The organism is Paraburkholderia lacunae, from assembly GCF_003353175.1.
Lineage (GTDB): Bacteria > Pseudomonadota > Gammaproteobacteria > Burkholderiales > Burkholderiaceae > Paraburkholderia > Paraburkholderia lacunae.
On the sequence record NZ_QHKS01000028.1, the window covers coordinates 1 to 26969 of the forward strand.

The 26969-nt window shown below is 61.1% G+C and carries 18 protein-coding genes and 3 pseudogenes; 13 read left to right on the forward strand and 8 right to left on the reverse strand.

Annotated elements, in window-relative coordinates:
- Window positions 1-484 precede the first annotated feature (484 nt).
- Window positions 485-862 (reverse strand): DUF3564 family protein, encoded by a 378-nt coding sequence (locus DLM46_RS31030; RefSeq protein ID WP_115107103.1) that lies wholly within the window; start codon window positions 860-862, stop codon window positions 485-487.
- A gap of 657 nt (window positions 863-1519) precedes the next feature.
- On the opposite strand from DLM46_RS31030, the gene DLM46_RS31035 reads away from it, so the two are divergent.
- Both DLM46_RS31035 and DLM46_RS31040 read left to right on the forward strand, forming a co-directional pair.
- On the forward strand, window positions 1520-1798 hold the full coding sequence (locus DLM46_RS31035) for an HU family DNA-binding protein (protein WP_115107106.1): 279 nt from the start codon (window positions 1520-1522) through the stop codon (window positions 1796-1798).
- Window positions 1795-2952 (forward strand): PDDEXK nuclease domain-containing protein, encoded by a 1158-nt coding sequence (locus tag DLM46_RS31040; RefSeq protein WP_115107109.1) that lies wholly within the window; start codon window positions 1795-1797, stop codon window positions 2950-2952. The genes DLM46_RS31035 and DLM46_RS31040 overlap by 4 nt, the downstream gene beginning before the upstream one ends.
- 356 nt (window positions 2953-3308) lie before the next feature.
- Here DLM46_RS31040 and DLM46_RS31045 read toward each other — a convergent pair whose 3' ends face one another.
- Window positions 3309-4319 (reverse strand): quinone oxidoreductase family protein, encoded by a 1011-nt coding sequence (locus DLM46_RS31045; protein ID WP_115107111.1) that lies wholly within the window; start codon window positions 4317-4319, stop codon window positions 3309-3311.
- Window positions 4320-4397: 78 nt separating this feature from the next.
- Between DLM46_RS31045 and DLM46_RS31050 the strand changes: the two genes are divergently transcribed.
- Window positions 4398-5318, forward strand: coding sequence for a LysR family transcriptional regulator (locus DLM46_RS31050; RefSeq protein WP_115107114.1), 921 nt, complete (start codon window positions 4398-4400; stop codon window positions 5316-5318).
- 478 nt (window positions 5319-5796) lie between these two features.
- Here DLM46_RS31050 and DLM46_RS31055 read toward each other — a convergent pair whose 3' ends face one another.
- Window positions 5797-6852 (reverse strand): AI-2E family transporter, encoded by a 1056-nt coding sequence (locus tag DLM46_RS31055; RefSeq protein WP_115107116.1) that lies wholly within the window; start codon window positions 6850-6852, stop codon window positions 5797-5799.
- 230 nt (window positions 6853-7082) lie between these two features.
- The gene (locus DLM46_RS31060; RefSeq protein ID WP_115107119.1) at window positions 7083-7856 is read right to left on the reverse strand and encodes a TetR/AcrR family transcriptional regulator; all 774 of its coding nucleotides are present in this window, start codon (window positions 7854-7856) and stop codon (window positions 7083-7085) included.
- 551 nt (window positions 7857-8407) lie between these two features.
- On the opposite strand from DLM46_RS31060, the gene DLM46_RS31065 reads away from it, so the two are divergent.
- Genes DLM46_RS31065 through DLM46_RS31075 form a run of 3 tightly spaced genes read left to right on the forward strand, consistent with a single transcriptional unit; the run spans window position 8408 to window position 14108 of the window.
- Window positions 8408-9472 (forward strand): efflux RND transporter periplasmic adaptor subunit, encoded by a 1065-nt coding sequence (locus tag DLM46_RS31065; protein ID WP_208866356.1) that lies wholly within the window; start codon window positions 8408-8410, stop codon window positions 9470-9472.
- Window positions 9469-12642 carry an efflux RND transporter permease subunit gene (locus DLM46_RS31070; RefSeq protein WP_115107122.1) on the forward strand — a complete coding sequence of 1058 codons (3174 nt, stop codon included), beginning with the start codon at window positions 9469-9471 and terminating at the stop codon, window positions 12640-12642. The genes DLM46_RS31065 and DLM46_RS31070 overlap by 4 nt, the downstream gene beginning before the upstream one ends.
- 2 nt (window positions 12643-12644) lie before the next feature.
- A complete protein-coding gene (locus DLM46_RS31075; RefSeq protein WP_115107125.1) occupies window positions 12645-14108 on the forward strand; it encodes an efflux transporter outer membrane subunit in 1464 nt (487 codons plus the stop codon).
- Between the two features lie 429 nt (window positions 14109-14537).
- On the opposite strand, the gene DLM46_RS31085 is transcribed toward DLM46_RS31075, so the two are convergent.
- Window positions 14538-15293 (reverse strand): TetR/AcrR family transcriptional regulator, encoded by a 756-nt coding sequence (locus DLM46_RS31085; protein WP_115107317.1) that lies wholly within the window; start codon window positions 15291-15293, stop codon window positions 14538-14540.
- A gap of 193 nt (window positions 15294-15486) precedes the next feature.
- On the opposite strand from DLM46_RS31085, the gene DLM46_RS31090 reads away from it, so the two are divergent.
- The 6 genes from DLM46_RS31090 (at window position 15487) to DLM46_RS31120 (ending at window position 24043) form a co-directional block, all read left to right on the forward strand.
- Window positions 15487-17115, forward strand: coding sequence for a bifunctional 3-(3-hydroxy-phenyl)propionate/3-hydroxycinnamic acid hydroxylase (locus DLM46_RS31090; RefSeq protein ID WP_425274033.1), 1629 nt, complete (start codon window positions 15487-15489; stop codon window positions 17113-17115).
- A 13-nt stretch (window positions 17116-17128) separates the two neighbouring features.
- Entirely contained in the window at window positions 17129-18199 is a 1071-nt protein-coding gene (locus DLM46_RS31095; RefSeq protein ID WP_115107127.1) for a VOC family protein, read from the forward strand.
- Between the two features lie 34 nt (window positions 18200-18233).
- Window positions 18234-19190 (forward strand): fumarylacetoacetate hydrolase family protein, encoded by a 957-nt coding sequence (locus DLM46_RS31100; RefSeq protein ID WP_115107130.1) that lies wholly within the window; start codon window positions 18234-18236, stop codon window positions 19188-19190.
- Complete coding sequence (locus DLM46_RS31105; RefSeq protein ID WP_115107133.1) at window positions 19187-21193, forward strand: acyl-CoA synthetase; 2007 nt, start codon at window positions 19187-19189, stop codon at window positions 21191-21193. Before DLM46_RS31100 ends, DLM46_RS31105 begins: the two co-directional genes overlap by 4 nt.
- A 525-nt stretch (window positions 21194-21718) precedes the next feature.
- The gene (locus DLM46_RS31115; protein WP_115107139.1) at window positions 21719-22459 is read left to right on the forward strand and encodes an OmpW/AlkL family protein; all 741 of its coding nucleotides are present in this window, start codon (window positions 21719-21721) and stop codon (window positions 22457-22459) included.
- Between the two features lie 138 nt (window positions 22460-22597).
- Window positions 22598-24043, forward strand: a complete 1446-nt coding sequence (locus DLM46_RS31120) for an IS1182 family transposase (RefSeq protein ID WP_115107141.1) — start codon at window positions 22598-22600, stop codon at window positions 24041-24043.
- A 494-nt stretch (window positions 24044-24537) separates the two neighbouring features.
- Here the strand turns inward: DLM46_RS31120 and DLM46_RS31125 are convergent.
- Both DLM46_RS31125 and DLM46_RS31130 read right to left on the reverse strand, forming a co-directional pair.
- Window positions 24538-25071 (reverse strand): annotated as a pseudogene (locus DLM46_RS31125) (Crp/Fnr family transcriptional regulator); the annotation flags it as partial.
- A 3-nt stretch (window positions 25072-25074) separates the two neighbouring features.
- A pseudogene (locus tag DLM46_RS31130) lies at window positions 25075-25395 on the reverse strand (tyrosine-type recombinase/integrase); the annotation flags it as partial.
- 4 nt (window positions 25396-25399) lie between these two features.
- Here DLM46_RS31130 and DLM46_RS31135 point away from each other — a divergent pair.
- Window positions 25400-25678, forward strand: a pseudogene (locus DLM46_RS31135) (cysteine synthase B); the annotation flags it as partial.
- 336 nt (window positions 25679-26014) lie between these two features.
- Here DLM46_RS31135 and DLM46_RS31140 read toward each other — a convergent pair.
- Window positions 26015-26941 (reverse strand): M28 family peptidase, encoded by a 927-nt coding sequence (locus tag DLM46_RS31140; protein WP_115107144.1) that lies wholly within the window; start codon window positions 26939-26941, stop codon window positions 26015-26017.
- Between the last annotated feature and the right edge of the window lie 28 nt (window positions 26942-26969).

Sequence of the window (26969 nt, forward strand, 5' to 3'; positions counted from 1 at the left end):
GTCGGTTTCTACAATGCCGTACGCCTGCATTCGACTTTGGGCTATCTGTCGCCCGCTGCCTACGAGGCGAAACCGACAGTGAAAGAACCTATCTCCCTGTCCGAAATAACTTGACCACTACAATGCGACCATTCGGTTCTCAAGGCGGCTGCACGGGTCCGGTAGGTGACATTTGCATCGTAGCCCGGGGGCCGTCCGGTTGAAGTCGACTCAAACGTTGGTTGATCAGATTCCTAAACAGATAGGAGTCCTTTATAACTGACTCATGGACAGGTGTTGAGGTTCGTTAATTCCGCGACTGGGTACGCTAATTCTGCTGATACCGCCTGATTTTAGGTGAACAGCGACTGTAGTTCGCTATATACCAAAGCCGGACGGCGAGCAGCGTCCGCTGGGGATTGCCGCGCCGGACGACTAGATCGCTAACCGGGGCGCCGTACGTCGCCCGACAGCACGCGAGCTGCCGTGGCACCGGTCAGAGCGGTCATAGGGGAAGACGCGCGCACTGATACTTCGCCCGCGATGCGCTGTCCGCATGTATCCGCGTGCGATCAACTGCCTGCAGGCGCCAGTGCCAAGCAATCTGAGCATCTGAAGCTTCGTGCGACAACGTCGCGATACCGTCCGCACAAGTTACTTCCTCACGACGGCTCACGCGCAGACCATGCAGGACGCAAAGCGACTCTGCGGATCTACTGAGGACCGTTGTGTCGCCGCTGTAATGTATTTCGCCCCACTCTGGCAGATCGATGCCCGCATGGGCCTCGCGAGACCAGCGTTGCTCGCCTGTGTCGAGCCACAGCACCGCGTAGTCATGGTTGACGGTGGGATCAGGGCCATTGATCAGAACTGTCAGGCGCATAGCAGTCGCGTCCGGAGGCGCCAGAGAGAGCCGCGGGAGTTAGGATATTCAGTCTAGTACGGAAAATCCGGTCCGCAAGTGGGTTTCCCAAATAGTGGATATCGGAAGATCTGCGGTTTCGGAAATTGGGGCCGTAACGCCTACGCTCGAGACCTGAACGAACTTCTTCGGGCGCAAAGCGCTTGATTGAGCTGCACCATCGGCCGGGGACCGGGGAGCCCCGTCCGCTTTGCCTGTCGCTACTTTGCCGTCGAAGTCAGGCGAGCGTGCACAGCAATTACTTTCACTTCTGCGGTGGATCAACTTCCATTCCGTCGGACGCCGTGCGTGCAACTTTCCGGTGGATCTTCGCATCCTCCGCCGCGGCAGCCAGGGCGACTGGAAGACTTGCCGGGCGGGGCTTGCCGCGCGGCGTAGCGGAACGGGCGAAATCCGCCAAGCCAAATCACCATTCGCGATTACTCCAGTTATCAGTTGTGGCGATTTTTCTGCACGGCGTTTTCCGGTCGTCGCCGGCGACCCGGAATCCTGGGGCGAAGGCAGGGCAGGGCGCCGGCGACGCGCTGACGGCGGCCAGCGTCCGGTTTGCCTCGGGTTTGCCTGGGAGCCGTGCGATGAGGTAGGGTGCGGGTTTTACTCACAGAACAGGGCTTGTCCATGAACAAACAGGAACTCGTCGACGCGGTCGCCGGTCGCACCGGCGACACCGAGGCCGCCACCGGCGAAGCCATCGATGCGGTGCGCGCGGCGATCATGCGCGCGCTGACCGACGGCGGCGCCGTGCAACTGGTCGGCTTCGGGTCGTTCTCGACGGGGCAGCGCGCCGCACGTACCGGACGCAATCCGTCGACGGGCGCCGAAATCCAGATTGCCGCGGCAAGGACGGTCAAGTTCACGGCCGGCAAGGCATTCAAGGATGCCGTCAACACACCATGACGAAGGTGGCGATCGCGCCCGGCGACTACGCCGGGCTGCACAAGGAAGTGGTCAGTGTCGTCGAGTCGGCGCGACGCACGGCGGCACGCAACGTCAATGCGGTGATGACCGCCGCCTACTGGGAGATCGGGCGGCGGATCGTCGCCAGTGAGCAGGGCGGGCAGGCGCGCGCCGGCTACGGACAGGCGCTGATCGCCCGGCTCGCGGATGACCTGACGCGCCGTTTCGGACGCGGATTCGGCAAGGCCAATCTGGCGAGCATGCGCGCCTTTTATTCCGCCTGGCCGGCGGTGGAGATTTTCCAGACACTGTCTGGAAAATCTGCAGCTCCCGAAAATGTCCAGACGCCGTCTGGAAAATCGCTGCCGGCGAACGACGTTGTCGACGCCACGGCAACGGCGCCCGATTACCTGGCGCTAGCCACCCGTTTTACGCTGCCGTGGTCCGCTTATGTGCGCCTGCTTTCAGTGAAGACGGCGGCCGCGCGCGCTTTCTATGAAACCGAGGCGTTGCGCGAAGGCTGGTCGGTGCGCCAGCTCGACCGCCAGATCAGTAGCCAGCTTTACGAGCGGCTGGCGCTGTCGCGTAACAAGGCGGCCCTGCTCAGGAAAGCCGCTGATGTCCGGCCAGGTGATCTCCTCACGCCAGAGGAGGCGATTCGCGACCCGTTCGTCCTCGAGTTTCTCGACATCAGGGACGAGTACTCGGAGTCGGATCTTGAGGAGGCGCTGATCCAGCATCTGGCGGATTTCCTGCTGGAGCTCGGCGACGACTTTGCTTTCGTCGGCCGGCAGCGCCGCCTGAGAATCGACGACACGTGGTTCAGGGTCGATCTGGTGTTTTTCCATCGACGTTTGAGATGCCTGGTCATCATCGATCTCAAGGTCGGTCGTTTCAGCTACGCGGACGCCGGGCAGATGCATCTCTATCTGAACTACGCGCGCGAGCACTGGATGAAGCCTGGGGAGAATCCACCTGTCGGTCTGATCCTTTGCGCCGAAAAAGGTGCGGCCGAAGCACACTACGCGCTGGACAACCTGCCGAACAAGATTCTCGCGGCGGAATACCAGACGGTGTTGCCCGATGAGGCGATGATCGTGCAGGAGCTGGAGCGCACGACAGCAGAACTGGAGCGGCGTACCGGGGCTGGGTAAGATATGGTCCCGGCGCCCGACAGATCCCGGTCATCTGAAGGTGAGGCCGCGAGTCGGTACCGCATCATCATGTGGAAAGAGTGACGCGCTTCCACATCTGGCAGTTTAGGCGGGAAATTGAGCTACCAAGATACGATTGGTTATCTTAATGGACTGGTCTGAAAGCGCATTTGTAACCGGGACCTCGCCTCCCATGATCTCATCGCTGGGTTCGTGAACGGTCGCTGTCGGGATGGCACAACCGCCTCTTGTCGGACCCATTGCGGTCATACACCTAAGCAGAAAGCGGCCGTTCAAGCAAAGCTGAGTGTTGCGCGCTTGCGTTGGCGTGTCGCGCCTTTGGGCATCCGGCCAGTTCAGGGCCGCAAAAGTATTGAGCCGCTTGTTTCGCCCATTTCCAGACGACGCTGTGCTTCAGCCGCCTGGGCCAGAGGAAGTACTGCTCCAACCTTAGCCCTCATGCCACTTCGCAAGCGCTGAAACGTGGCCAATCCCCCTTCCCGGTAGCGTGCCGGATCCGACACGAAGCGGAATACGCTTGGGCGAGAAAGGGCAACCGAGCGGGCCGGACCGAGCAGAGACAGGTCGATCGGCCCCGAGGCTCCACTTACCTGACCTATGCTGGCGATCATGCCAAAGGGGCGTACGGTACCCAAAGTCTCGATGAGTGTCTTGCCACCGATACCATCAATTGCGTAGTCGACTCCACGACCGTCGGTCATTGCCTGTATCGCGGCGACGAAATCCCGCTCGCGATACAGAATCGCTTCGTCCAGGCCATGTTCTTTCGCCAGTTCCGCTTTCGCCGCCGAACCAACCGTGCCTATAACACGGGCGCCTAGCGCTTTAGCCCACTGCACCATGACGAGGCCAAGACCGCCGGCAGCTGCATGGATCAGTACTGTGTCACCCGCTTTGACGGGATACACATAGGAACACAGCATGTGGGCGGTAATGCCGCGCAGCAGGAGACTGGCTGCTATGTCGTCACCGATGTCGTCGGGCAGCGGTAGAACGCGGTCGGCAGAAATGTTGCGGACGCTCGCATAGCTACCGACCGGTGGGCCAGCATAGGCGACGCGCTCTCCCGGGTGCAGAGATTCGACGCCGGGGCCAACGGTGTCAATGACACCGGCGGCTTCGACGCCGAGGATTGCGGGTAGCACCGGTAGAGGATAGAGGCCAGTGCGGTGATAGATGTCGACGAAATTGACGCCAATCGCAGTGTGGCGAATTTGAACCTCGCCGGCCTCGGGAGCGGGAAGCGTAACCTCGCGCAATTTCAGTTGCGAAGCGTCGCCGTATTGCTCGATTGCGACCTGGACCGTGTGAAGCGAGGGCGCACCGGATGCGGATCTGGAAGTCATGCTGTTCTCCTGGCGATTGTTCTGGCAAGCTCATGTTGCACTGAGAAAAATTACCGAACAATTCCAGATAAATCGCCAATGAGTGTGCAAAAAAACACAGGGAAGGCGCCGTCGGAAAGCCCGCGTCTGCAATGGGACGACGTCCGGTATTTCCTCGAACTGGCGCGGATCGGAAGCCTCTCGGGAGCAGCACGTAAGCTGTGTGTCGAGCATTCAACTGTCGCTCGACGGGTCGAAGCGCTGGAGCAATCACTGGAGGTCAGGCTGTTTGATCGCTTGCCGAAAGGCTGGTCACTTACACCAGAAGGCGAAACATTGGCGAGGCAGGCGAGACGCCTGGATGACGAAGCGCAGGCCTTTTCCCGGGCGGCCGTGGGCGTATCGTCCCTGAAGGGTACCGTTCGCATTTCTGCTCCGCCCGTATTGGCGAGCCATCTTCTGGTGCCTCGCCTGGCTGAAATGCGATCCCAGTGGATGAACATCGATCTGGAAGTGATAGGCGAATCGCGCGACGCAAATCTGGCTCGTGGCGAGGCCGATCTGGCCATTCGCATGTCAAGGCCAACCGCTCCAGGCCTGGTCGCGCGATGCATAGGCAAGATGGGCTATGGCCTCTATGCTGCCAACGGGTATGCGGATCGACCGCAGCCAGAATGGGAATTTCTGGGCTATGACGAGAATCTCGGTCAAGTGCCTCAGCAGCGTTGGCTCAATCAGATTGCTGGAGACCGTCGTTTTGCCTTCCGGAGCAACGATCTGGCCGCATTGTTCCATGCCGCCCGAGCAGGGTTAGGCATTGCTGCACTTCCCTGTTTTCTTGCCGCGCATGACCCAACACTATGTTTGCTATCAGATCACACTTGCTCGACTGTTCGGCAGTTGTGGCTCGTAATGCACCCGGACGTCAAACGCTCGCCCCGTGTTCGGCTGATTGCCGATCTGCTTGTCAACCTGGTCGGCCAAACCCCGGAGTTATCGCTAGAAGTTAAACAACCTTGAAAGCTTGCGCGGCAATACCTCTGGCAAAGATTTCGCCAGAGGAAGAAATATCGAGCGCCGCCAGGGGCGACAGTCTGCTTTCGAGATGCCTGAGGTGCCCGCCATCGTCTCTTCCTGGCCGGAAGCCGAAGATCGCGCCGATCGACGGAGTGCCACGCTGGCAAACTCGTGCGACCTTCCGAACAAGTAGCAACGGGGTCTGACAATGAGAAAAATCAAAGTTATCTCGGGGATCGTGCTCTGTAATTTTTTAGTGGCGTCGATTTCTGCGGAATCCGCCGATCCTGCCTGCACTAGATGCGAGCAGGCGCGTTTGGTCGTCGACACCACGGCGATACGGAACGCCATCTCAGACAGTCATTCGCCGAGCGGCTAAACGAGTCGCCGCCCCTCAACGTAAGTGGTGCTTGGAAAGCGCCGCGTCTTAGGGCCGGTTCTTCCGGCGTTGGGCCGGATCCTGTGTCGCTGTAGACATCAGTCAGCTTCCATATAGCGCACTCGCGAGATAGCGGCGACGCAGTTCGCGCAGACCCGTCGCCAGGACCGCGCTGGCCGGCAGCGCAAGTAGCACGCCAAAGAATCCGAAGAGCTGACCGAACGCCAGCAGGGCGAAAATCACCGCGAGTGGATGCAGGCCGATGCGCTCGCCAACGAGGCGTGGCGTGAGAATGAAGCTTTCGAGAATCTGGCCGACGCTGAACACGGCGACCACCGCGCCGACGCCATACCAGCTACCGAACTGCAGCAGCGCGGCTAGAAGAGCAAGCGCCAGCCCAGTTGCAAATCCGATATATGGAATGAAAACCGCCAGCCCGGTAAAGAGACCGACGGGTAACGCGATTTCGAAGCCCGCGATCGTCAGTGCTATTGGATAGAACGCGGCGAGCACTCCCATCACGAGTAGGTGGCCACGCAGGTATTGCGACAGCATCTGGTCAATCTCTGCCACGAACTCCCGCGTTTTGCCCAGCCAGCGTCGTGGAACGAAGCTTTCCAGGTGAGCGAACGCCTCGTGCCTGTCATAGAGCAGATAGAACAGCACGAGCGGCACCAGCACGACGTTTCCGACGACAGTAATCATCACATTGCCGCTCGCGCGCAGGGACTGCCACACACCCAACGCGACTGTCTGTTCGCTCGCTTTGAGTTTCACCGCCACGATGTCGCGGACACTGCTCAAATCGAGCGAGTAGCTCAGGCCCAGGAAAGCCAGTTTGGATTGCAACCACGTGTTGAGCGTCACTACCAAGGACGGAATATGGCCGACCAGTTCAGGTCCCTCCTTATGGATCACGGCAAACACGAGTAGAACGAGCAGCGCAGCCATCAATCCGAATAACAACATCATCGCGAGCGCCGCGAGCCCGCGTGGCGTCCGGTGACGAACCAGCCACTCGACCCCCGGCTGGAGGACATATGCAATGAGGCCGCCAAGCAGGAATGGCAGGAGAACGGGGCGCAAGATCCATAGCAGGACGGCGACCGTTAGGGCTACAGCGCCCCATGACAGGGCTTGGCGATTGTACAAAGTCATAAGCGCAAGGTGTGGTAAGGAATCGAGTGCTATCGCACTGGGTTATCGGAGATTCCGAACTGCCCGGCGAATATCGGTCCGGTTCGTTAGGGGGCTTGAGAAATACAGTAGTCCAGCTGCCAAGTGAGTTGACCGACAGCGTCGCCGAACAGACTCGATGGTCGTCCATAAGATCAATGCTTTCGATCGTGTAACAGCAGCCTTCACACTCGTGGGGATTGTTTACCCGATCAGCGGACGCGCGGTTTTGCTCGACAGAGCTTGATTTCCGGCTTACCCGTGGGCAACGGCAGCTGCGCTATCCTCTCCGCCTCCGCGCGCTTGAGTCCAAGTGCCTGTAGCACGACCGCCGCAGCGCGCTCCGCGAAGTTCTGCTCTCCGAGTCCAGTTTCCTTCTGCCGCTGGACCGCTGGTGTGACGGAGGCGGAAAAGTGCATCTCAGCGGCGATCGCCGCGAAGATGATGCCCGTCACGGAAATGAGACACAGAAAGTGGTCCGAGACGACAAAGCGTTTCGCTGAAATGCCAGTTTGACTATCGCGCAGCAGTCGCTGACCGAGACCCCAGTTCAGCGCATGCACCGAAAAACCCTCGCGGATCAGGAGTTGTGCCCACACCGGCTCGCGGCGGGCGCGCATCAGCGTATGGCGTACGCAGACCGCGACCACTTCGGCCGGGTCGGACAGTCCGCTGGCCACGCGGTCAAGCGAATCGGCGAACTCCTCGAACACCCACTCGACGAGCGCGGCGAAGATCCCTTCCTTCGATTCGAAGTGGTTGTAGAAGGAGCCGAAACCGACGTCGGCGGCCTCGGTAATGTCGTTGATGGCCACTAAACCCATCCCTTTTTCGGCCACTAGCCTGAGCGCCGCGTCGAGCAGGCGGGTACGAGTCTCCCGCCTGCGGCGGGCGCCGCGCGGCTGGCGCCCCTCGGTCGCCTGGGCCGGAGCGGGCAGCTTTTGTGTGCGCTGCCGGGTTGCACGGGAGTTCGGGGTATCAGGCATCTCGGTTCCAGATTTCTGTAGCGTCGTATTGTAGATTTTTACGTCATTATTGACAATAGCATCAGTTATGGGATGTAATGTCACTGTCGCGAACGGATCAGCGACCGCATGGACAGACGAATTGAGTTGCGACGGTACCTGGAACAGGGTGTTGCAGCGCTGAAGACGAATCGTCCACTGCCGTCCCGATCCACCAGCGCCGGGCTTGGGGCGAGGATCTGTTTTACGCTCGTTCTCTAGCTGTCTCGTGGGGAGTGGCCGCGTGCGATGGCGAAGTACGAAGAGTTGCAAGCGGTTTGTATCAGACGAAGCGAGTAGGAATACTAAGTTGTAGACATGCCGGATCGAGTGCTCGCGCACGTCGCAAAGCATGCTGCCAGACACACCGTGTCTTCCGATGCCTCGCCCATTTTTATTGCTGGACCATCACCTGCCTTGTGAACATCGTGAAACTTTCCGGTCTTAATGCGCAGACGCTTGCGCGCCCCTTCCTGTCGTCCGTCGTCCGGCCATCCCTCCGGGGACGTCTTCTCATTGCGGCTTGCGGCGCAATGCTGCTAACGGCCTGCCACCAGCGCGAAACCGTCGCTCCTGAGCCCAAGCCTGTCGTTGCTGTCACGGTTCATCCCGACGGGCGCACGGCGAGCGCCTCGTTGCCAGCTCAGATACAGGCGCGGTACTCCACGCCTCTTTCGTTCAGGATCGGAGGCAAAATCACCGAACGGCGGGTGCGCATCGGCGATACCGTCAAGGCGGGACAGACCGTTGCGCTGCTCGACCCTACCGACCTGCGCAATAACCTGGTCAACGCGCGAGCGCAGCTCGACGCCGCCGAACATCGTCTCGTGTACGCCAAACAGCAGCTCGATCGCGACCACGCTCAGGCGCAGGCAAACCTGATCGCAACGGCGCAGATGGAGCAGACCCAGGACGCCTACGCTTCCGCGCTCGCGCAGCGCGATTCGGCGCTCGCTCAGATGGCGCTCGCCACGGATCACCTGCGCTACGCCACGCTCACGGCAGACCACGACGGCGTCATCACGTCGGAGGACGCCGACACCGGCCAGAATATTCAGGCAGATCAAGCCGTCTATCACCTCGACTGGACGGGAGACGTGGATGTTGTCTGCGATGCGCCCGAGCGGACGCTTGGCGCATTGACCGTCGGCAGCAATGCGCGCGTGAGCCTGTCTGCGATGCCCGGTAAGACCTTCGAGGCACGGGTGCGCGAGGTGTCGCCCGCCGCTGACCCGCAAAGCCGCACCTGGCGCGTGAAGCTCACGCTGGCCGCGCCGAGCCCCGAAGTTCGCCTCGGCATGACGGCCAATGTCACGTTCGATGCCGCCGGCGACGCGGCAACGGCACGTCCGTTCGCGCTGCCTGTGACGGCGCTCTTTCACAAAGGCGAGGATCCCGCTGTGTGGCTGGTGCGCGCGGGCAGCGACACCCTTGAGCTGCGCCCTGTCAGCATCGCGCGCTACGACGAGCGCACGGTCTCCGTCACCGGCGGCCTGCACGACGGCGACCGCGTCGTGATGCAGGGCGTGCACGCAGTGAGCGCAGACCAACACGTGCAGGTGGTGGCCCCGTTGCATCCGGAGGATTTTTCGTCATGAACGCACGCGACCGTGAAACCGCGCGTGACAGCGCGCCCGTCACCCCATCCGACGCCGACGCAGATGGCGAAGGTGGCTTCAATCTCTCCGCGTGGGCGTTGCGCCATCAGCAGCTGGTGATCTTTCTGATCGGGCTTGCAACCCTGTTCGGCGTGATCGGGTATACGCAGCTCGCCCAGTCGGAAGACCCTCCGTTCACGTTCCGGACCATGGTGGTCAAAACTTACTGGCCGGGCGCGACTGCCCGCGAGGTGCAGGAACAGATCACGGACCGGATCGGCCGTCAGTTGCAGGCGGCGCCGTACGTCGACAACATCAAGAGCTACTCGCGGCCCGGCGAGTCGATGATCTTCTTCGCAATGAAGGACTCGGCTCCGGTCAAGGAGGTCCCAGAGACCTGGTACCAGGTGCGCAAGAAAGTGGGCGACATCGCCGCGACGCTCCCTAAGGGGACGGTTGGACCGTTTTTTAACGACGAGTTCGGTGACGTCTACACAAACATCTATGCGCTCGAAGGCGACGGCTTTACGCCTGCGCAACTGCACGACTACGCGGACCAGTTGCGCACGATCCTGCTGCGCGTGCCCGGCGTCGCCAAGGTCGATTACTTTGGCGACCCGGACCAGCACATCTTCGTCGAGATATCGAATGCAGAGCTGACGGGACTCTCTATCACGCCGCAGCAGCTCGCCCAGGCAATCGCCGCACAAAATACCGTTGCGCCCGTTGGCACCATTACGACGGCGGACGACCGGGTGTTCGTGCGACCGAGCGGCGCGTTCAAGGACGTGCAGGCGCTCGCCGACACGCTCATCACCGTGAACAAACGCACGTTCCGGCTCGGTGACATCGCGAAGATCACGCGCGGCTATGACGATCCGCCCGTCACCCAGATGCGCGTCGGGGGGCAGGTGGTGCTCGGTATCGGCGTGACGATGCAAAAAGGCGGCGACGTGATCAGCCTCGGCAAGGCGCTCGACGCGAAAACTGCCGAACTGCAGGCGGCCATGCCGGCGGGACTCAAGCTGGCTCCCGTCTCGAGCATGCCTCACGCGGTCAAGCATTCGGTGGACGAGTTCGTCAGGTCGGTCGGCGAAGCGGTAGCAATCGTGCTGGTCGTGAGCCTCGTTTCGCTCGGCCTGCGCACCGGCATGGTCGTCGTGATCTCGATTCCGATCGTCCTCGCCGTGACGGCGCTCTGCATGCATGTGTTCAATATCGGGCTGGACCAGGTCTCCCTTGGCACGCTCGTGCTCGCGCTGGGGCTGCTCGTCGACGACGCGATCATCGCCGTCGAAACGATGGCCGTGAAGCTCGAGCAGGGGTGGAGCCGCGTGCGCGCGGCGGCCTTTGCCTACTCGAGCACGGCATTCCCGATGCTGACCGGCACGCTCGTGACGGTAGCGGGCTTCCTGCCGATCGCACTCGCGAAATCGAGTACGGGCGAATACACGCGCTCGATCTTCGAAGTGTCGGCCATTGCGCTGATCGTATCGTGGTTCGCTGCCGTCGTGCTGGTCCCCTTGCTGGGCTTCCACATGCTGCCCGAGCGCAAGAGCCACGAGAGTGGCGGGCACCATCATGAGCACGATGTTTACAGCACGGGCTTCTACTGGCGCCTGTCGGGGTGGGTCTCGTGGTGTATCGAGCATCGCTGGGCCGTGCTCGGCGTCACTGCCGTGCTCTTTGCGATCGCGATGGCGGCCTTCACGCGCGTGCCGCAACAGTTCTTCCCCAACTCTGAACGGCCAGAGCTGCTCGTGGACCTGCGGCTGCCGGAAGGCGCTTCGTTCGAGGCGACCCTGCGTGAAGCGAAGCGCCTGGAAAAGGTGCTCGACGGCCAGCCCGCGATCGAGCACTTCGTGGACTTTGTAGGCACCGGCGCACCGCGCTTTTACCTGCCGCTCGACCAGCAGCTTCAGCAGCCAAACTTCGCGCAGTTCGTGATCACGGCCAAAAGCGTCGAAAACCGCGACGAGTTGATGCATTGGCTCGATGCCAAACTCGGGAAAGAGTTCTCCGGCGTGCGCACACGTGTGGCGCGACTCGAGAACGGTCCGCCCGTGGGCTTCCCGATCAAGTTCCGGGTGAGCGGCAACGACATTGCGACCGTGCGCTCAATTGCTGAAAGGGTCGCCGGGACGGTCCGCGCCGATTCCCGCACGCGCGATGTCCAGTTCGACTGGGACGAGCCGGCAGAACGGTCGATTTCGTTCGAGATCGATCAGAACAGGGCGCGCCAGCTTGGCGTGTCGTCGGAGGACGTATCGAACTTCCTGGCCATGACGCTTTCTGGCTATACCGTCACGCAGTTCCGTGAGCGGGACAAGCTGATCAACGTCGATCTCCGTGCGCCGAAGAGCGAGCGTGTCGATCCTGCGCAGCTCACGAGCCTCGCGATTCCAACACCGAACGGCCCGGTTCCGCTCGGTTCCCTCGGACATGTTCGGGACGCGCTCGAGTATGGGGTGATCTGGCAGCGCGACCGCCAGCCGACGATTACCGTGCAGGCCGACATTCGGGGCAACGCGCAGGGCATCGACGTGACCCGCGATATCGAGCACGCACTTGCGGAGCAAAAAGCCACACTGCCGGTCGGCTATCGGATCGACGTGGGCGGCTCGGTCGAAGAAAGCGTGAAAGGCCAGACCTCGATTAACGCCGAGATGCCGCTCATGATCATCGCCGTGCTGACGCTGCTCATGATCCAGCTGAAGAGCTTCGTGCGGACGTTTATCGTCGTGCTGACAGCGCCGCTCGGGCTGATCGGCGTCGTGGCCGCGCTGCTCCTGTTCGGCAAGCCCTTCGGTTTCGTCGCGTTGCTCGGCGTGATTGCCATGTTCGGCATCATCATGCGCAACTCCGTGATTCTGGTCGACCAGATCGATCAGGACATCGCGGCGGGGCAAGGGCGCTTCGACGCGATTATCGGTGCAACCGTGAGGCGCTTCAGGCCGATCATGCTGACGGCCGCCGCCGCCGTGCTCGCCTTGATTCCGCTCCTGCGCTCAGCGTTCTTCGGGCCCATGGCGACCGCGCTGATGGGTGGTATCACGATCGCCACGGTACTGACCATTTTCTTCCTGCCGGCGCTCTATGCGACGTGCTTCAGGATCCGGCGCGATGAGCGCGGGACGCAACCGGTTGTTGTCGAGCATACGGAGATCTGATCATGAAGCTTGCCTATAAGACATCCGTTCTCGCAGTGGCTACGGCACTCACACTGACGGCCTGCTCGTTCGGCCCCAGCGGTGTGCCGCCGTCGATGCCTTCGCCCGAGCACTACGGGGCGCAGGCGCAGCCCTCGAAGACTGTTGCCGCAGGCGGTATTGCTCAGCAGTTCGATATCGGCGCGACATCGGTGCCGCAGTGGTGGCGGCTTTACCGGTCCGACGCGCTCGATGCACTCGTCGACGAAGGCTTGCGCAACAGCCCGACGCTTGCAGGTGCGCAGCGAACGCTCGCGGCCGCGCAAGAGGGACTGCGCGCGCAGGTCGGCTCATCCACGCTGCCGTCAGTCGACGGTGTCGCCCAGGTTGAACGCGCGCGTTCGCCCGTCGTGCCGGGGCTCGGCCCTGAGCAGGTGCAGTACAACTTTTTCGCCGGACAGCTTCAGGCGCACTACACATTCGACTTCTTCGGCCAGACGCGCTACGCAAACGCTGCGGCTGCCGCTCGCGTAAACGTGCAGGGGTATGAGCTGGAAGCGGCCCGGCGCGCGCTCGCCGCCAACATCGTCGGCACGGCGATCAATGTGGCGGCGCTCAATCGCCAGATCGCGCTCACCGAACGGCTCGTCGCCGTGGCGAGCGAAACCGCAAACGAGGATCAGCAACGGTACGCGCTCGGGTCCATTTCGCACGTGCAGGCGCTCAACTCGACGCAGGAGGCAGATTCGATCGCGGCGAGTCTTCCGGCCTTGCGCCAGCAGCGCGCCACAGCAGTCCACGCGCTGGCGGTACTGATGGGCCGGACGCCCGACAACGCACCGACCGTTCCCGACCTCGACAGCATGGCGTTGCCCGACCATGTGCCGGTCGTCGTGCCGTCGGATCTCCTGCGTTCGCGTCCGGACATTCAGGCAGCCGACGCCGCCGTGAAGGCCGGCGCGGCAGACGTCGGCGCTGCGACCGCGCAACTCTTTCCGAGCCTGTCGCTGACGGCCTCGATGGGCCGCGGCGGCTTTAGCTGGCCCGCGATGCTCTCAGGCGCGGGCGGGCTCTGGGCGATCGGTGCGGGCCTGTCGCAGCCGCTCTTCCATGGTGGGGCCTTGTTCGCGCAACGCAGAGCCTCGATCGATACCTACGATGCCGCGGTTCTGCACTACAAGTCGACGGTTCTGTCGGCATTCCAGGATGTCGCGGATTCGCTTGCCGCACTGGACAACGACGCGCAGACGCTGGCATCAACCGAAAGAGCGGCACAGGCGGCCCATGCGGCATTCGACGAAACGACGTCGCGCGCCCGCCTGGGTTCCCTGCCGTCGTCGGCACAGCACGCCAGCGAGCAGCGATTTCTCAATGCACAGCTTGGCGCCGTCCGCGCCGGGAGCCAGCGTATGAGCGATACCGCTGCACTGTTCCAGGCGATGGGCGAATTGCCTGCCGATCGGCCGCACGTAACGTCAAGAGAATGACCTCTTTTCCGCTGGTCGGGGAGAGCGTCACGATGAACCGGGTCGCTCTCCATCGGGCGACACTTCCGGTGCCAGGTCAGCCCTACCAGTTCGTTATGCAGGAAAGAGGGTGCGCCGTCGGCTAAAGCAATTGAGCGGGCGCTACCGCCCGCGCCGCATGGCGCCGAAATTTCCCTTGTCGCGTCCCAGTATGGAACATCCGAATCTGATTGCCTGCCACGGATGCAATCTGCTATTCCGCAAGCCTCCACGGTGGGGGGCGCGTTGCGCGCGCTGCGGAGCGGGTCTGAAAGGAATGCCTCGCGTCGGCGGTTGAACTGAGTCCAGACACAGAAACAGATTGATAGACAAGGCCAGCCGGAAAGCACCGTTGCCTATCGTACCGGGGCGATGACTCCAATCCCGTCACTTACCTTAACGTCGCCCGCCTCAATCCCCATCGATTTCCGCCTCGACGAGCGGCAACGCTCGCATTGCAATCTTCTCCGCCTCCGCGCGCTTGAGCCCGAGTGTCTGCAGAAGCGTTGCTGCCGTGCGCTCGGCGAAGTGCTCTCCGCTGAAGCCAAGTTCGCCGAGCAACTGCGCCGCCGGCGCGCCCGGCGCAACGAAATTCAGCTCGGCTGCAACTGCCGCGAGCACTGTGCCGCCCACCGAAAGAAAGCCGATGAAGGGGTCGGCCACCATAAAGCGCTTGGCGGCGATGCCATTTCCAATATCCCGCAGCAGCCGCTGACCCAGCCCGCGGCTCAGGACGCGCGCCGAAAAGCCTTCGCGTATCAGGAAGCGTCCCCATACGGGATCGCGCCGCGCACGCATCAGGGTATGGCGCACCGAGACGGCGATCACTTCAGCGGGGTCGGACAGGCCCCCGGTGAGGCGATCGAGCATGTCGGCGAACTCCTCGAATACGTTGTCCACAAGCGTCGCGTAGATGGCTTCCTTCGACTCGAAGTGGTTGTAGAACGACCCGAAGCCGACGTCGGCGGCCTCGGTGATTTCGTTGATGGCTACACCTTCCATGCCCTTTTCGGCCATCAGCCTGAGGGCAGCATCGAGCAGGCGGCTGCGCGTTTCGCGCTTGCGACGCGCGCCACGCGGCTCGCGCTCTTCGGGAACGGCAACCGGGGAGACTGGCGCCGCACGGGTAGGACGTTTTGCTGGCGGGCGATTTGAAGTGTTCGGCATGATCGGTCCAGTTTTGGCCATACACCGAAGTATAGATGCTATTGTCTATATTGACAAAACACTCAACTATGACTTTAATGTCATTAACGGCCGCCTAGCGCCGGTCTAACAAACAACAGACGGAGTGACTGTGGAGACAGCAGCAAAAGATGGATCCGCGCCGTGCAGTCGGCATGGCGAGGGTCGTGCGCCGATCGGGGCATTTCCGCGAGACGTGGACGTTTTATTGGTGGGTTGCGGACCGGTGGGTGCAACGATTGCCAATCTGTTGGCACGGCACGGCGTGAACGTGATGGTTGTCGACAGGTCGACTGAAGTATTCATGGCGCCCCGTGCAATCGCGCTCGATAACGAAGCGCTGCGCATCCTTCAGCTTGCCGGCGTTGCGGAGAGTGATTTCGAGACGATCGCCATACCGTACGTTCGCATGAGGTCACCCATGCTAGGGCTGTTCGGCAGGGTGAATTCGCTGGGCAGCCTGGATGGCCATCCGAAGCTCGTCACCTTCTACCAGCCAGACCTGGAACGGTGCCTGCGCGCCCGGCTCGAGACATACGACTGTGCGAATATCGCGTTGGGGGTCGAGCTCAAGAGCTTCACGGAGGAACGGGATCATGTGCTCGCATCGTTAGATCTTGGCCAGGGGCGCACTCATGTGATACGGGCCCGCTATCTGGTCGGCGCGGACGGAGCGAGTTCATTGGTACGCCAGCTCATTGGGCAGGAATTCAAGGGCAAGACGTTCGCCGAGGATTGGCTGATTGTCGATGCCCGCCAAGTACCGCGTCCGATCGATCACATCGAGTTCATCTGCGATCACCGTCGGCCGATCCCGCATATGGTCGCGCCTGGCGGCCGTGAACGCTGGGAATTCATGCTCCGGCCTGGCGAGCGTCGCGAGGACATGGAATCCGAGACGCGTATCCGGGAGTTGCTTTCCCCCTGGGGCAATGTGGAAGACATGATCATCGAGCGCAAGGCCGTGTACCGCTTCCATGCGCGCGCTGTCGATTCATTCAGCAAGGGCCGGGTGTTCCTGGCGGGCGACGCGGCCCACATCACGCCCCCATTTGTCGGGCAGGGGTTGGTCGCAGGTCTTCGCGATGCCGCCAACCTTTGCTGGAAGCTCGCATGGGTGGTGAAAGGACGTGCCGATCCAGGGATTCTCGATACCTATGACGAGGAGCGGCGCCCCCACGCGAAGGCGATGATCCACCTCGCGAAGTTCATGGGCAAGCTTGTCATGCCCCGAAGTGGTGTCGTCGCCTTATTGACTCACGGGTTGATGCGTCTGTCGAGACTGGTACCGCGCCTGCGCGCGCAATTCGAGGAGCTGCAGATCAAGCCGAAGAATGCATTTCGCCGGGGACTGTTCGTCCAGGGCCGCTCGTCGACGAAGCTTGTTCGTGGCGCTGTCATCGCGCAAGGCTGGGTGAGAGGTTCGGATGGCGCCACGCGTCTGAGCGACGACGTGCTCGGGCAGGGCCTCACGCTGATCGGGTTTGGCGCGGATGCGGCGGCTGCGCTCGAGCACGCGACGGCCGCAGCGTTTGCGCGTGCCGGAGGGCGCGTTGTCCAGATTGCCCATCGGGGGCAACGGCTGCATCTCGCCCCGCGCGACAGCTGGGAAGACCTCGAAGGCGTATTTCTTCCCGGGCTGGTGCCTCTCGGGTGGGCTGCCATAGTCCGGCCCGACAAGACGATCGTCCACGATGGCCCGGCCACCGATGCAAACCGTATCGTGCGCGAGAGTCTTGCCTTGTTGGGTAATCCCGTGAGCGTGCAGACACCGGAAGTTGAAACCGCTATTCGGACCGCCTGATTTCTTATCCGTTATGAAACTGACCACTGCGCAGCCGGCTCGTCACCCTGATCCCACGTCGAAAGCGTCGGCATTAGCCTATCTGATATTCGAGCGGCCAGACCTTGGGAAAGCAGAGCAATTTCTCAATGATTTCGGGCTACAGACCGTATCGCGCGGTGAAGCGCTATTGCTTCTGCGGGGAACGGGTGCTTCGCATTTCTGCTATGTCGTCCGAAAGGCGCCGAAATCCCGGTTCGTCGGTTTTGGGCTGCAGGTCGACAGCAGGGCGGATCTTGATGCACTTGCAAAAGTGCCTGGCGCCTCCGAGGCCGAACGGTCGTCCTTGCCTGGCGGCGGCTATATCGTACGGTTGACCGACCCTTCCGGCTTTCGCGTCGATGCAATATGGGGCCAGGCGCCAGCTTCAACGCTGTCCCATCGGCCGCCATTGCTGTTCAACTCCGTGGATGCGGCCGTCCGGATTAACGGGACGCAGCGACCGCCCGAGCGCGCGCCCGAAGTTATCCGGCTCGGACATGTCGTGCTCGAACTCGCCGACTATCAGGAAACCTGCGCATGGTATACGCAGCATTTCGGCTTCATCCCGAGCGATGTGCAGGTGCTTCCCGATGGCTCGCCCGTCGTCGCGTTCATGCGGCTTGATCTGGGTGACAAGCCGGCCGATCACCATACGCTCGCGCTTGCACAAGGCTTCCTGCCCACCTACAGCCATAGCGCCTACGAAGTCGTTGACGCCGACGCGCTCGGCATGGGTCAGCGCGTCCTGCGCGAGAAGGGCTGGACGCACGCGTGGGGGATCGGCCGCCATATCCTGGGCAGCCAGATCTTCGACTACTGGCAGGACCCGTGGGGCAACAAGCACGAGCACTATTGCGATGGCGATCTCTTTACGGCCGATGCGCCCTCGGGCCTGCACGCGGTGAGCCGCGAAGCAATGGCCCAATGGGGGCCGACGATGCCGCGCAGTTTCACAAAACCCAAATTCACGCCCGCGAGCATCGTGGCGCTCTTCAGGAACCTGCGCCGCAGCCCCGACCTGACACTAAGCAAGCTGCGGACGCTGGCAAAGCTTTTCGCCTGAACCAACCCCTTCCATAGAATCCGGAGATCGATAAATGGCACTTCACGTTCTGCATTATTTGCATCAAGACCGCGCCCAGTGGGGCGTGGTCGCTAATGGCGCTATCACGCCGATTCCCGGCGAGTTCAAGTCGACTGCCGAGTTTATCGAGGCCAACCCGGTCGAACGGCTGTTCCTGCTAAGCGGTCCGACGATTCCCGAGTCGGAAGTGCAATGGTTGTCTCCCGTGACCCCCAATCAGCAGTTCATCTGCCAGGGCGCAAACTATCGCCAGCATATGATCGAGTCCGGCATGGACCCGGATGTGAAGAAATTCAACATGATCTTCACGAAGGCGACGAGCTGCATCGTTCCGGCCGACTCGCCCGTGGTTAAACCAGTCGGGGTGCAGTTCCTCGACTACGAGATCGAACTCGGTCTCGTCCTCAAACGCGACATTACGTCCCGCGAAACTGTCACCGAGGAGAATCTGCACGAGTACATCGCCGGCGCCGTGATCGTCAACGACTATTCGGCGCGCGATGTCCAGATTCCGCAAATGCAGTTCTACAAGGGCAAAAGCTATCGCACGTTTGGCCCCATCGGCCCTTACCTTTGTCTCCTGGAGAAACAGGACATTTCAAAGCTGAAGGAGCTTGTGCTGACGCTGACGGTAAACGGAACGGTTCGCCAGAATGACTCCACGGCGGGCCTCGTCTACGGTCCGGCAGAGACCTTAACGGAGCTCTCAGGTATACACGACCTGCGCACCGGGGACCTGCTCGCGACCGGCACGCCCTCCGGCTGTGCGCTGAGCATTCCGTCACCTGAAAAGATGCGCGCCGCGGCGCAGCTGCCTGATGCAGAAAAATGGCGTCTCTTCCTGAAGATGCAGGAGGAAAGGCCTCAGTATCTGCGCGTGGGTGACGTCGTGGAGGCGCATATCGTCAGCCATGACCGCTCGATCGATCTGGGCGTACAGCATAACGTCGTTATGGAACAGGCGGCATGAAAGGCGTCGCAAACGTACACAATGTCCTTGCCATTGAAACGCAGGGGCAGCCAGCGGATCTTCCGTCGAGTACCTACGAGATGATCTGTCGGGGCGCCGCCATCAATCCATCGGCACCCGCACTTTCGTTCTTTGCAACGGCCGACGACCACCGGGACGCTGAGTGCTGGACGTATAGTGAACTCGTGCGTGATGTCACGCGAACCGCGAACATGTTTGCGCGCCTGGGCGTACAGCGCGACTCCGTTGTCGCATACGTTCTGCCCAACCTTCCTGAAACGCACTTTGTGATCTGGGGCGGGGAAGCCGCCGGGATTGTCTGCGCGATCAATCCGCTGCTTGAGAGTGAAGCCATCGGCGAACTGCTCAACGCCTCAGGTGCGAGCGTGCTTGTGACCCTGGCGCCGTTTCCCGGAACTGACCTCTGGCAGAAGGTGCAAGCGGTGTTGCGCAAGATCCCTTGCCTGCAGCATCTGGTGCTCGTGAACCCGGCCGACCGCATGCCGGGCGAAAAGGGATTTGCGGCCCGGATGCTTCAACGTGGCGAGTGTTCAGAACTGCATGGGCCTGGCGGCATTCACGGTGCCGTTCCTGCGCATGTCGGCATCCACGATTTCAGCACTGCCATCGCGAGGGAGTCCGGGGTGGCGCTCAGCAGCGCGCGTCGAATGAGCATCGAAGATGTGTCGTCCTTCTTCTGCACGGGCGGCACCACCGGGCTGCCGAAGATTGCAATTCGCCGGCACGGCAACGAGGTGGCCAATGCGTGGAACGCGGGTCAATTCTTCGGAGAAAGCATTGGTCCGGGGAAAACGATTTTTTGCGGACTGCCGCTTTTTCATGTGAACGCGGTGATGGTGACAGGTCTGCTGGCGTTCTCGCGTGGTGCCCACGTCGTGCTCGGCACACCGCAAGGTTATCGGGGCCAAGGCGTTGTAAAGCGCTTCTGGGAAATTGTCGAGCATTACCGCATCAACTTCTTTAGTGCTGTCCCGACACTCTACGGATCGCTGCTGGACGTTCCGGTTGGCGAGCACGATATCAGCTCGCTCGAGTATGGCCTGTGCGGCGCCGCCCCCATGCCGGTGGAATTACTTCGCACTTTTCAGGATCGTACAGGAATCAGAATCCTTGAGGGCTACGGCCTTACGGAAGGTACCTGCGTTAGCAGCGTGAACCCTCCGCTTGGCGAGCGCAGGGTCGGTTCGATTGGTCTTTGTCTGCCCGGTCAGGCAATGAAAGCAGTGGTGGCCGATGAAAGTGGCCGGTATGTACGGGATTGCGTTGCGGATGAGGTCGGCCAGCTGGTTATCTCCGGCCCAAACGTGTTCGCTGGCTATACCCGGCCGGAGCAGAACAGTGGCATCTGGATGGAAGGTGGTGACGGCGGCCGCTGGCTCAATACCGGCGATCTCGGACGGTGCGACCCCGACGGTTACTTCTGGCTCACCGGCCGGCGGAAGGAGCTGATTATCCGGGGCGGACACAACATCGACCCTGCGGCAATCGAGGAACCACTGCATCGCCATCCCGCAGTCCAGATCGCCGCAGCTGTAGGGCGCCCCGATATGCATGCGGGTGAGTTGCCGGTCGCCTATGTCCAGCTAAAGTCAGGCACAACCGCAACCGAAGCGGAATTGGCCGAGTTTCTGCGTCGCGAGATCAACGAACGCGCCGCGTTGCCAAAGGGGATACGGATCGTGGATGCGATGCCACTGACCGGCGTCGGCAAGATCTTCAAGCCGGCGCTGAAACGACGCGAAACGGCAGACGCCCTGGAGTCGGCCCTCGTAGAGGCTGGCGTCGAGGATGCAACCGTTAGCCTCATTGATGACACTTCGCGTGGAATTTCACTTCACGTCGAACTTGGCGACCTAGCGTTCGAAGCATTGGCGACTTCCGCGCTCGGACGCTTCCCGTTCGCATTTTCGATCTCGGCCGCCGCGAGGCCATCGCGGGCGGAGCAATCGACGGGGACGGACCCGGCAGCAACAGATGCGTAGGGCAGGCCAACGTGACACGAGCCACGACATCAAAGGGACGTGTTCGGTCGTGCGACCGGATTAGAGGTTAATCGGAAGTACCCGTCGCGATGCCGCGTTGAAATGCCTGCCAGCGTATTGGATTTAGTACACCTATTCGCTTGAAAGGGAAAGAGGATGAGTATTGCATCAGAAAGGTCTTTGCGTTCGCAGGTTGAAAAATGGCTCGGACCGACTTCATCGACACCGGTTCGGGTTACCCGATTCAGTCGCGCGCGATCGAATCAGAAACCCTGCGTGCGTATCGAGCTACTGCTACCGACAGGCCCGCTTGGATTCTTTTTCTTCTGGCACCGCGACGGTGCGTGGCGCGTGTTCCCGCCTGAGATGCAGCGCCTGGCCATGCACGCGTACTAGGGGTGCAGGGCGATCGGAGGATGCGGCATGTGTAGCCATACGAAAGGAGGAAAACAATCAATTGAGCAGATCCAGCCGCAACGCCAACGATTCATAAAAATTTCCAGACAGAGCGACAGGAGAAGAGACATGAGGAATTACAAACGCGCAATCAGATCGGTCGGTATGGCGGCCTGCATCTGCTCGGCTGGGCTTATCGACAATGCCAATGCGCAGTCGGCCGGAAGCATAACGCTGTCAACAGGATGGCTTCACATTGCGCCGCAGGGCGACGCAACGCCACTAACCGTGGAAAGCATTGGCGGTGTAGCGGTGAATCACCAGCTATCTGGTAGCGGAGCGCATGCGAGCTCAACTGATACGGTGGGAATTACCACCGAGTACTACGTCACGGACAACATTGGTGTCGCCATGCTTTTTGGACTACCAATGAAGGTGGATCTGATTGGTGACGGGACGCTGCAGAAGTATGGCAAGCTCGGCACAACAAGGCCGATGCCGCCCGCCATCGAACTACGATACCACCTGTTTTCAGCCGAATCGAAATTCCGTCCGTTCATAGGGCTCGGCGTGAACTATACGTGGTTCACCCAGGTTCGGACAACCAATAGCCAGTTTGTCACCGATAGCCTTGGTCCAGGCGGCTCGGCACGTGCGACACTCAGTTCATCGTGGAACCCTGTATTCGAGGTCGGGGCAAATTACGCGATTACAAAACACTGGTCGGTCGGAACCTCTCTTGGCTACGTTCCGGTGAAGACCCACCTTACGTTATACGGGCAGACCGCAACGGGAACGCAGATCGTTTCCAAATCCACGCTCCGGCTCAATCCGCTTAACGTCTTCCTGAACGTCGCCTATACGTTCTAGCGCGTACAGGTCGTCGATGCGCCAATCGAGGGATTTGAACGCTCGTCGAAGACACGGAAGTTATTTTTTCGCGACCGAGGCCGTGTGAAAACGCATTGATCGCCTAAACTGAATCAATGCATTCAGATTGGGTGACTCATGAAGCGATTCGTTGAAGGCGATGACCGCAAGCAGGTTGCACTACTTCCCGAATGCGTCGATGACTATATCGGACAGGACAACCCGGTCAGGGTCATAGACGCCTTCGTCGACGAGTTGGACCTTGCGGATCCTGGTTTCAACGGTAGCACGCCAGCGATCACGGGCCGCCCGTCCTATCACCCGGGCGTGATGCTCAAGATCTACATTTACGGGTATCTGAACCGGATCCCCTCCAGCCGACGGCTTGAGCGCGAATGTCAGCGCAACGTCGAACTGATGTGGCTAACGGGACGTCTGGCTCCCGACTTCAAGACGATCGCCGACTTTCGCCATGACAGCGGCGCAGCCATTCGCAACGTATGCCGGCGTTTCGTCGAACTGTGTCGCGGTCTGAAACTGCTATCGAGTGACATGGTGGCCATCGACGGTAGCAAGTTCAAGGCGTCAAACAGCCGCGACAGAAACTACACGGCGAGCAAGATCGACAAGCGTCAGCAGCAGATCGAGGAAAGCGTGCAGCGGTATCTCGACCTGATTGAAACCGTAGACCGGACCAGTCCAACAGGTTTCGATGTGAAGACCGTTCGCCTGTACGAGAAGATCGCCCGCTTGCGCCAGCAGATGCGCGAGCTCAAGCAGATCAGAAAGCAGTTGAAGAAACAACCGGACAGACAGCTGTCGCTTACGGACCCGGACTCCCGTTCCATGACCAGTGGTGGCAAAAGAACCGGAACAGTCGGCTACAACGTTCAGGCTGCCGTGGACACGAAGCATCACCTGATCGTTGAGCACGAGGTAACTAACGTCGGAAACGATCACGGACAACTCAGCAGAATGGCTCGGTCGGCGAAGAGCGCGATGGGCAAGCCAAAGCTGAAGGTGCTGGCTGACCGGGGCTACTTCAGCGGTCCGGATATCCGCGCGTGCGAACTGGGCGGCATCACCGCATATGTTCCGAAGCCACTCACCTCAGCATCACGGAAGAAGGGGCTCTTCACCAAGCGGGACTTCGTCTACGTTGCAAGGAACGACGAGTATCGATGCCCCGCCGGCGAGCGTGCCGTTCGTCGATTCACGACCGTTGAAAACGGGATGACTCTGCAGGTCTACTGGCCCAGCGCCTGCCCGCGTTGCCATCTCAAGGAGCGATGTTCACCCAGCGACTACCGCCGCATCCGACGATGGGAGCACGAACAGATACTTGAGGCCATGCAGCGTCGGCTAGACCGCAAGCCTGACGCAATGACCATCCGCAGAAGCACCGTCGAACATGTCTTCGGCACGCTCAAGCACTGGATGGGTGCCACACACTTCCTGACCCGAACGCTCGGACGGGTGAGCACCGAAATGAGTCTTCAGGTGCTGGCCTACAACCTGAAGCGCGTCATGAAGATACTTGGAGTTGCCAGGGCAATAAAGGCGATGAAGATGGCTGGAGCCTAGGGCCTGTAGGGCCTTTTTTACGCTCGAAACGTTGCGTTAGCGCGGGCCGTAACTATTAAACTTCATTGGTCGGGCTGGCGAGCTGAGCTTTAGGGAAAAGAAAACAGCTTCCACACGGCCTCGGCCAGAGGCCGACGTTGGTTGGGTCATGGGATTGAAGCACTCCGACAGGCTCTGATGATGGACGACCCCGCTAAGCGGCGAGGGATTCATGCCAGTGGAGAAGTCGTGATGTCCACGGCAAAGGGGCGTTCATCATTAACATAGCGACTGTTGGACTGAACCTGGCCAAGAGCGTGCTTCAGGTTCACACAGTGGATTTTCAAGGCCACATCGTTGTACGCAAACCACCGCCACACGGATGTTCGAGTGCAGGTCTATTCCGCAGATCTTCATGTCGGCCTCCGTCAGGTAAAAGGGGCTTGTCACACCCTGACTCTACCTCCGCGCCTCTCGCCGCGACGTCGAGGCCCGCTACAGGATTATCAACGCCCTCATGCGCCGTAGTTGCGCAGCCGCTCCAGGTCCACCACAGTTATGCCGCCATATTCCAGCCGCACAATGCCGTCCTTCTGTAGCGTCTTGAGTGCCTGGTTGGCAACCTGTCGCGTGATGCCGGACAGCAGGCCCAGTTCTTCCTGCGTGATGTCCAGGTGGTCGCCGCCGCCAGGATAGAGCACCGGGTTGAACAGCGATGCGATGCAACGTGCGAGCCGGGGCGTGGCGTCGAGCAGGCGGTCGTACTCCAGCAGCGCCATAAAATGCGAGAGCCGCTCGTTCAGCTGGCGCACCAGAAAACGGTTGAAGCCCACGCTGTTCTCGAGGAGCCACATGAACGTGGCCCGCTCCATGAAGGCCATGCGCGTGTCGCGCAAGGCCACGATGTCGTATCGGCGCGGCTCGTTCTTCAGTACGGTTCCCTCGCCGAACCAGCCGCCCGCCGGCACGCCGGTGAAGGTGACACTGCGTCCTTCGGGCGACACCGTGCCGATCTTGATCAGCCCAGTCACCACGCCGGTGAGGACTTCCTTCTATTCCTCGGCATGCAGGTAGATACCCGTCGTTTCGATCGACGCGTGCCGCAGGTTCTTCTGGATGAAGCGCAGATCGGTGCCCGCGTCGGCCTGGTGCGAGGCCGCGCTGTGGCGCAGCCAGTGGGTCGACGCGCGGTGCAGCGTGGCGGCGCCGACCGGGTTGGTCGATTCGATCTCATCGGCTGCGCGCCGGAAGACTTCCTTGACGATCAGGTACACCGCCGCCGGCGTCAGGTAGCGCGTGGCGTCGCCGCCGATGCTCATCACCACCGGACCCTGTTCGTTGCCAGACGGCACGGACGGCAGGCCGTGAAAGATCTTCGGCTCGCGGATTGCTGGCATATGCAAATGGGCCGACGGATATTTGCCGGCATTCTTTGAGCCCACGCGGATCGATCGGACCGAGTCGGTGGGGCAGGCAACGGCTGAAACTGCGGCCCGTCGTCTTGCTGCGATTGAGGGGATTTTTTGCGGGATTTCGTCGGGTGGCGCATGCGCTGTGGCAATGCGCATAGCTCGGGAAGTTGAGAACGCCACAATCGTGTTCGTCATTTGTGATCGGGGTGATCGTTACCTGTCGACAGGCGCGTTTCCAGCGTGATGGACATCGCGAGGGCTGGTCTGGCGTTTCCTGCAATCTGTTGCTTCTAGCGCAGGAGGGGGTTGTCGTACTTTCCATGCAAAATCTGGCGGTGGCCGCGCGCAGAGCCGCTTGAAGCAAGGCTCGACCGTTCGGTAGCTTTCGCGCATTCAGTGATTACGCAAGTAACTGATCAGTATGGATTTTCAGGATCAAAGCGCCAGATTCTGCATGGAAAGTACGACAACCCCAACTCCGGAAGGGTAAAACGACACCCGAAAACCGAGTACTTTTGCGCTTTCACACGGCCTCGGTCGGTAGCTGACAGAGGCCTCGCCTCGAAAGCGGCCCCCACGGTCACAACCGCCTCTTTTCTGGGGCCCGGGTCTTGCCGGGATTCGCGCCACCCGGCCCCAACGACGCCACGCTTGCAGCCAACCCGCGCGTCACGGCGGCCATGCGCCCATAGTCGAGCGTCGCGGGGACATCGTGAGCGGTATGGTAGTGCGGGTTGCGCAGGTAGGCGGTGTCGGTCACCATGGCGGCCGGATAGCCGTGGAGCCAGAAGGAAGAGTGATCGCTCAAGGCGACCCCTGGCACCCACCACGGCAGCGCCGCTGCTTCGAGCGGAAAATCGGACGAGGCCTGGAACGCGTCGACGAACCATCGCAATTGGCGCGCCGAGCGAAGATTGGAGACGAAACCGATAAAGTTGCCGCACGCCGGATAGAAGTAACGCAGCAAAGGCGGATACCTTTGGGTACCCGGCTCGTCCCGGTAGTAACCGAGCATCTCGAGCGAAAGCATCAGGCGAATGCGATCCCCGCGCAGCCGCGCGGCTCTCGCGTACCTCAGACTGCCCATGTCGCCACGGAAGAAGAACGGCGCTTCCTCGTTCACGAACGCAACGCAGCGCACGGTGTACCGAGGCGAGAGGGACTGAAGCATGCCCGCGATCTCGAGGAGCGCGGCGACGCCGCTGGCGTTGTCATCGGCGCCAGGGCTGTTTCGCACGGTGTCGTAATGCGCGCCCAGCACAATGATTTCGTCAGACCGAACGCAGCCTTCGAGCGCAACTTCAATATTGGCACAGGGAACCCCTCGCACCTGGTAGTCCTGATGCGTCACTGCACGGCCAGACCTCGTCCACTGCTGCACGATATAGTCGGCTGCCGCGTGCAGCGCGTCCGGCCGGAACACGTTGCGTTCGCCGATGTCGTCGGCGAGAACCTTCACATGGCGTTCCAATGCCGCAGCGAGGTCCGGGACGTGCGCAGTCAGCATGCGATTCTCTCCACCCGCTCATGAACTA